Genomic DNA, 3,474 nt, shown 5'->3' with positions numbered 1-3,474 from the left:
GGGTGGTGTTCGAGGCGCTGGCCGGAATGGCGGCCCGCCGCCGCGACGCCGCGCAGGCCACACCCGGGCCGCCCTCGCCACTGGCGGACTGATGCCCCGCGCCGCCATCCTCGGCGCCGTCTGCGCAGTCTTCGCCGCGGTCTGGGTCCCCGGTCGCGCGCCTGCCGCGTACGCCGAACCCGCACCCGTCGCCCCGGCCGACTTCGTCGCACTGGCCGACGTCGACCCGACCATCGTCGAGGAGATCCGCTACTTCACCCCGCACAACTTCACCGGGGACCCGGTCGACGGTTACCTCGCCCCGATGTGCATCCTGACCCGCCCCGCCGCCGAGGCGCTCGCCCGGGCGCAGCGCGACTTCCTCGAGGACGGCTACACCCTGAAGGTCTACGACTGCTTCCGGCCGCAGCGGGCGGTCGACGACTTCGTGGCCTGGGCCCGCAACCTCGCCGACCAACGTATGAAGCCGGAATTCTATCCGCGCGTTGACAAGTCGGTTCTGTTCGCCGAGGGCTACATCGCCGAGCAGTCCGGCCACAGCAGGGGCAGCACCCTCGACGTCACCATCGTCCCGCTGCAGGCCACCCCGGACCCGCCCTACATTCCGGGTCAGCCACTGGTGGATTGCGCCGCGCCGCAGGCGATCCGGTTCCCGGACGACTCGCTCGACATGGGGACCGGTTTCGACTGTTTCGACACCCTGTCGCATACCGCCGACCCGCGGATCGCCGGGGACCAGGCCAAGAACCGCCGGCTTCTGGTCGAGGGCCTGGAACGGCAGGGGTTCGTCAACTACGACAGGGAGTGGTGGCACTACACCTACAAGCCGGCCGGCGCCGGCGAGCCCTATCCGGACACCTATTTCGACTTCCCGGTCGAGCGGGCATCGCTCACCGCATCCTGATCCGCACGGAGTGTGGCGCGGGGCATTCGCGGCGAGTCGATCCTGTCGGGGGCGGCGCCTATAGTCGAACACATGTTCGATGATTTGTTGTTGATCGACCCCGGGGCCGACGAGAAATCGCTGATCGCACGTATCGGCGCGCTGGAGAGGCTCAAGTCCGCGGCGGCTGCCGCGCAGGCCCGCGCCGCGGCCGCCTTCGAGGCCGCCCGGAAAGCCTCGGAGGCGGACGGCGGGGTGCCTGCCCGACGGCAGGGCCGTGGCGTGGCAGCCGAGATCGCACTGGCCCGCAAGGACTCCCCGGCGCGGGGCAACCGGCATCTCGGCTTCGCCAGAGCGTTGGTGCACGAGATGCCGCACACGCTGGCCGCGCTGGAGAGCGGCGCCCTCTCGGAGTGGCGGGCGACGCTGATCGTGCGGGAGAGCGCCTGCCTGGACCTGGGGGACAGGCGGACACTGGATGCCGAACTGTGCGGCGACCCGCGCCGACTGGCCGGGTCGGGTGATGCCCGCATCGCCGCGGACGCCCGGGCGATCGCCTACCGGCTCGATCCGCAAGCGGTGGTCGACAGGGCGGTTCGGGCCGAACGCGAGCGCACCGTCACCGTCCGGCCGGCGCCGGACTGCATGACCTACCTGACCGCGCTGCTGCCGATGGCCCAGGGGGTGTCGGTCTACGCCGCCCTCAAGCGGGCCGCCGACACCTGCGGCGACGGCCGCGGGCGCGGACAGGTGATGGCCGACACCCTGGTCGAGCGGGTCACCGGGAGATCGGCTGCGGCGGCGACGCCCATCGCGGTGAACCTGGTCCTCTCCGACGAAACGCTGCTGGCCGGGGCCGGTGCGCCGGCGAGCGTGCCGGGTTACGGACCGATACCGGCTCAACTGGCCCGGGAGCTGATCGGCGAAGCTGCCGCCGACCGGCTGTCCCAGACGACCCTGCGACGGCTCTACCGCCATCCGCGGTCGGGCGCTCTGGTGGCGATGGAGTCCCGATCCCGCGCCTTCCCGCCCGGGCTGGCGAGGTTCATCGCGCTGCGAGACGGAACGTGCCGAACCCCCTACTGCGACGCGCCGATCCGGCACATCGACCACGCCGTTCCGGCGAGCCGGGGCGGCCCCACGACTGCCGACAACGGCAACGGGCGTTGCGAGGCCTGCAACTACACCAAAGAAGCAGCCGGCTGGACGGTGGCGGCGCGCACGGACGACGACGGCACCCACACCGCCGTCGTCACCACCCCGACCGGGGCCACCCACCAGTCGACCGCCCCGCCGATCATCGCCGCCTGACTGCGTACGTCTAGGGCGCAACGGTCAACCAGTCGGCGAAGCCGGACGGGTCATGCCGTCCCAGTGCGCCGTGTTCGAACAGGCCCCATCCCTCGGTGGTGCTGCCGCCCTCGCTGCAGACCGCGCGGCCGACATGGTCGATCACCCCGAATCCGGCGCGCCCGATGATCGCCGGGTCGGTCATGTCATAGCTGCGCCGCTCGGCGAACTTGGCGCCCTTCCAGGTGCCGTGCAGCCAGTCCGAGTCCCCGCCGTAGCCGCCGCCGACATGGATGGGGACGGGCAGTTTCGATTCGATCTCGAAGCGCAGCGGGTTGCCGATCCGGTCGGTGGCGTCGATGGTCGCTCCGGTTGGAATCCTGGTGCCGGACCGGTAGTGGATCTTCACCCGCGGCCAGCCCAGCTGCTCCACGCGGCCGTCGCGCCAGATCCGGGTGCAGTCGTTGACGGTCCGGAATCCGCTGGGCTCCTCCTGGATGATGACCACGATGGCGAAGTCGTCGAAGGCCATCGGCACGTAGAGCCACCACATGCCCTCGAACGGCGGGTCGGCCGGCCGGCCGGCGGGCTCGGGTTCGCCGATGGGGCGGATACCCCAGGACCGGTCCCGGGTGCCGATCCAGGTGACCGGGTCGACGGTGATCCGTTCGCCGTCGATCACCAGATGGCCGCTCCAGGAGCCCAATTGGGCGAACCGCTGGGCGTCGAGGGTGACTTTGGCGCCGGATCGCATCACATGGCGCTGCTCCTGCACCACATCGAACAGCCCGGTCCAGTTCAGATCGCAGGCGATGCCCTCGGTCTCCTCGAGGACGATGCGGAGTCTCCGCAGCGGTTCTTCGACCTCCACCCGGTAGCCGTTGACGTTCTGGTTGAGCCGGTCCTGGTCAATGGCGTCGGACAGGTGCACCGCGGTCTGGTCGTCGCCGCGGCGCACCAGCAGAAAGGCGTCCTTCACCCCCAGGTTGGGGTAGTAGCCGATCCCGGAGATGACGAAGATGTCGCCGGTGCGGTCGTGGGCGTTGAAGTAGGAACGGTCGTAGAAGTTGCGGTCCGAGGACCCCGGCCAGGCGATCGGCTGGGGGAGTTGGTGGATCGGGTACTCGTCGAGGGGGCCGATCACGGTCGCTCCTCCTCGAGCAACCGCCGCAACAGTCCCGCGTGGTAGAACAACGACTCCACATCGTCGGGTTCGGCGATCTCCCCGAAGTGCACCCGCCGGGCCCCGGTGCGCATGAACACCACGCACCAGATCACCGCGGAGTAGACGTAGAACCAGC

General features: G+C 70.3%; 3 protein-coding genes and 1 pseudogene. 2 read left to right on the top strand and 2 right to left on the bottom strand.

The genetic code is table 11. From position 1 onward, the window contains the following. Nucleotides 1-91: 91 nt before the first annotated feature. Together ADBZ5U_RS15135 and ADBZ5U_RS15130 are read left to right on the top strand one after the other, a co-directional pair. A complete protein-coding gene (locus ADBZ5U_RS15135; protein ID WP_526811564.1) occupies nucleotides 92-904 on the top strand; it encodes a M15 family metallopeptidase in 813 nt (270 codons plus the stop codon). Nucleotides 905-976: 72 nt separating this feature from the next. Continuing rightward, nucleotides 977-2,194: a DUF222 domain-containing protein gene (locus ADBZ5U_RS15130; RefSeq protein ID WP_526811562.1), complete on the top strand. Its 1,218-nt coding sequence runs from the start codon at nucleotides 977-979 to the stop codon at nucleotides 2,192-2,194. Between the two features lie 10 nt (nucleotides 2,195-2,204). On the opposite strand, the gene ADBZ5U_RS15125 is transcribed toward ADBZ5U_RS15130, so the two are convergent. Both ADBZ5U_RS15125 and ADBZ5U_RS15120 read right to left on the bottom strand, forming a co-directional pair. Next, nucleotides 2,205-3,317 carry an Rv3169 family protein gene (locus tag ADBZ5U_RS15125; RefSeq protein ID WP_526811560.1) on the bottom strand — a complete coding sequence of 371 codons (1,113 nt, stop codon included), beginning with the start codon at nucleotides 3,315-3,317 and terminating at the stop codon, nucleotides 2,205-2,207. Next, nucleotides 3,314-3,474: pseudogene (locus ADBZ5U_RS15120) on the bottom strand (phosphotransferase family protein); the annotation flags it as partial. The pseudogene ADBZ5U_RS15120 and the gene ADBZ5U_RS15125, both read right to left, overlap by 4 nt.

Source organism: Mycobacterium sp., assembly GCF_040398885.1.
Lineage (GTDB): Bacteria > Actinomycetota > Actinomycetes > Mycobacteriales > Mycobacteriaceae > Mycobacterium.
The sequence above is the reverse complement of the archived record's forward strand: the minus strand, read 5'-3'. Positions and strand labels throughout refer to the sequence as shown.

Excerpts from the sequence above, each read along its gene's own strand:
- ADBZ5U_RS15135 (WP_526811564.1), top strand. The coding sequence starts at position 92 with ATGCCCCGCGCCGCCATCCTCGGCGCCGTCTGCGCAGTCTTCGCCGCG.
- ADBZ5U_RS15130 (WP_526811562.1), top strand. The coding sequence starts at position 977 with ATGTTCGATGATTTGTTGTTGATCGACCCCGGGGCCGACGAGAAATCG.